This is a genomic window from Bartonella sp. AA18HLJMS (genome assembly GCF_042197245.1).
In the GTDB taxonomy this organism is placed as follows: Bacteria; Pseudomonadota; Alphaproteobacteria; order Rhizobiales; family Rhizobiaceae; genus Bartonella.
The window spans coordinates 1-2855 of sequence record NZ_JBHIRP010000029.1 but is presented as its reverse complement, the minus strand read 5'-3'; the positions used below and the strand labels follow the sequence as shown (position 1 = coordinate 2855).

The 2855-nt window shown below is 38.5% G+C and carries 3 protein-coding genes; all 3 read right to left on the bottom strand.

Translation table 11 applies throughout. The features are described 5' to 3' along the window. A partial coding sequence (locus ACFINW_RS09100) for an ABC transporter substrate-binding protein (RefSeq protein ID WP_375641151.1) occupies window positions 1–1019 on the bottom strand: 1019 nt, incomplete at its 3' end. Between the two features lie 356 nt (window positions 1020–1375). Next, window positions 1376–1564, bottom strand: a complete 189-nt coding sequence (locus ACFINW_RS09095; RefSeq protein WP_375613875.1) for a hypothetical protein — start codon at window positions 1562–1564, stop codon at window positions 1376–1378. A gap of 373 nt (window positions 1565–1937) precedes the next feature. Continuing rightward, window positions 1938–2855 (bottom strand): ABC transporter substrate-binding protein (locus ACFINW_RS09090; RefSeq protein ID WP_375641147.1); only part of this gene is annotated, 918 nt, incomplete at its 5' end.

Below are 2855 nucleotides of genomic sequence, written 5' to 3'. Positions count from 1 at the left end.
AAACTTGCACGTGGAATACCAACATCTTTGAGAAGAGTCTTACCGAGTCCTTCATAGTCAATAAGATAGCGCATCGCCAAACGCACTTTTTCATTGGCAAAAATAGGGTTTGTCGCATTAAATCCCCATATGATCATGGAGGGCGCCAACACTTTTTCAACTTTAATATCCGTTGTTGCTTGGAGATCTGCCAAATCCTCTGGCATCAGATTACGTGCAACATCGATATCATGTTTTTCCAATAATAAACGTTGCGTTCCAGGCTCCGCGACATGGCGAATTAAAATCTTCTTCAATTTAGGCGCCTCCCCCCAATAATTGGAGCTTGCACGCAACAAAATTCCTTCCCCAGGGCGCCAACTCTCTAGCTGATAAGGACCAACGCAAGCAGAATGGCTTGCCAAATACCGGTTTCCCATATCACCATCTTTTTCGTGTTTCATGAGTGTCTCACGATCCAGCAAGGCAGCAGTGCGATTAGTGGAAATATTGCTAAGAATAAGCTCTGCTGGATAAGGTTTATCAAATTTCATCACCACTGTTTTGTCGTCCGGTGCTTGAAAAGCCTCATCAACGTTTTGTTCTGTAATCCCATATTCATTAAATGTTGCCGCATTAGCCAATTTCAATTTGACAACCCGCTTCATACCCCAAACAAGATCATTGGCATTCGCAGAACGACCATCATAAAACTTTAAACCATCACGCAAGTGAAAAGTAATCACCGTACTCTGATCATCACTTGAAACATCCCAACTCTTCGCTAACGAGGGAACCATTTTAGCCGCATCATCTGTAGCAGAAACGACTAAATTATCACAAATATTGTTAACCACTTCAATTCCATAACGGTCATTGAGTTGTGCAGGGTCAAATGTATTTATTGGATCGAGATTCCAAGCCATCACAAGCGTATCGGCGGGTGTTTTTGCTGAAACTTGTTGCACAAACATCCCCATTGCAAGAACAGCAGAAACAAAAGAACTGCCCTTTTTCAATATTTTTCTTTTCATGTTCATAGAATTTTCCTTTTAACGTTTATTGTATAAATTCTCCATGCAGCAAAACGTGCTTAATTTAAGTTTAGACGAACGATAGGCTCCTAAAGACCAAACTTTAAAATCTTCAAGAACAAGCACCTCTTGCCAATGACTCCTCTTGTCTACACTTATAAGCCAAACTAAAACATACAAAGGAAAACACTCTGATATACAATGAACGCTCACCAACAACAGAGCTTAATCACGATATCATAACGCCTACTATTGAAGACTATAAAACCTGTATTTTTTCTATCTTGTTAAGCAAGCTTGTCTCGTATTTCTTCCGGCGTTTTCTATACCATCAAAGCACTACCCCTTTTAGCTCAAGTACCTTAATAACAACGAGCCTTCATAACAATTTGACGATTTGATAAAACAGAAAAATTCGTTAGTTTGCCAAATGCAACGACTTTTATTCCTTCTTCAAAAGAAAATTTAATTTTTTCATCACTCCCCGTAAAATAACACCCTCCAAATGACATCTCATCATCTTTCAAAGCAAAAGAAAATATAAACACCATAAAAAACTGATATCTCTTGTGTACCCCCATAACAAAACTTTCCTTCAACATCGCAAAACCTTTGCACCTTTAGCACCACTAAATTCCGCGATATTTGTTACACTTAGTTTTTTTATGTTACTCTCAGTTTTTTAACAAATAAATTGACCACTTTCTAATTCAGAAAAATTGAAATATCGATCTTAACATCCATTTAAATACACCTCTAATGAGAATGAAAAATATCTTTAAACGAATGTCTTGAAAAGACATTCAACAATATATCACGCATTACCTATGATCTTCGACGCATTGCAAAACTTGAAAATTTATACAATACGCCGAATATATCATGACGATGCCCTTTATCTATTGAACAGCATTGAAGACACTCTTATTTTTCAATTTTACTATAAAAAATATGTGGCGCACTATTCCAAACCCACTTTTTGATATCAGGCGTCATCGCGATAACAGTATATTTCTGAAAGATAAACGCATAAGGTCCTTTTTGCATCAATTCACGTTGTAAATCAGCATAGAGTTGTGCCCGTTTTTGCGGATCTTTTTGAAACAATGCATCCTGAACCTTTTGATTCATCGTTTCATCCAAATACCCATATTGCCAACTAGGATAGGCGGTATTTTTTGCCTCAAGCCGATTATCTGGATTATAAACAAGACGTGAAGCCATGGTATGAGGATCCGCAGAATCATTATTCCATCCGACAAAAATCGTATCAAAAGCCCGTGCATAAAGTTTAGAAAACAACTGTGTACCGGCCATCCGTTCAATTTTAAGACGCACCCCCGCCTTTGCGGCACTATCTTGGAGTGACTGAGCAACTAACACCCTATAAGGAGCATTTGATACGAGAAAATTTGCCTCAAATCCATTCGGATAACCAGCTTCTGCTAAAAGCTGCTTGGCTTTTTGAATATCAAGTTTAAAGGGTTGCCCTTCTTTTTCATCTAAAGCCCCAAAGTTGCCAAGAGGAATAAAACTGGCCCGTGGAACACCAACACCTTTGAGAAGCTTCTTGCCAAGACCTTCATAATCTATGAGATAACGCATCGCCAAACGCACTTTTTCCTTAGCAAAAATAGGATTTGTCATGTTAAATCCCCAGTACATCATAGATGGTTCTAACACTTCTTCAATTTTAACATCTGTTGTTTTTTGCAGATCTGCAAGATCTTCAGGGGTCAAATCACGAGCAACATCAATATCGTGCTTTTGCAACAACAAACGTTGTGTTCCGGGCTCTGCAACATGGCGAATTAAAATCTGCTTCAGTTTAGGCGCTTGTCC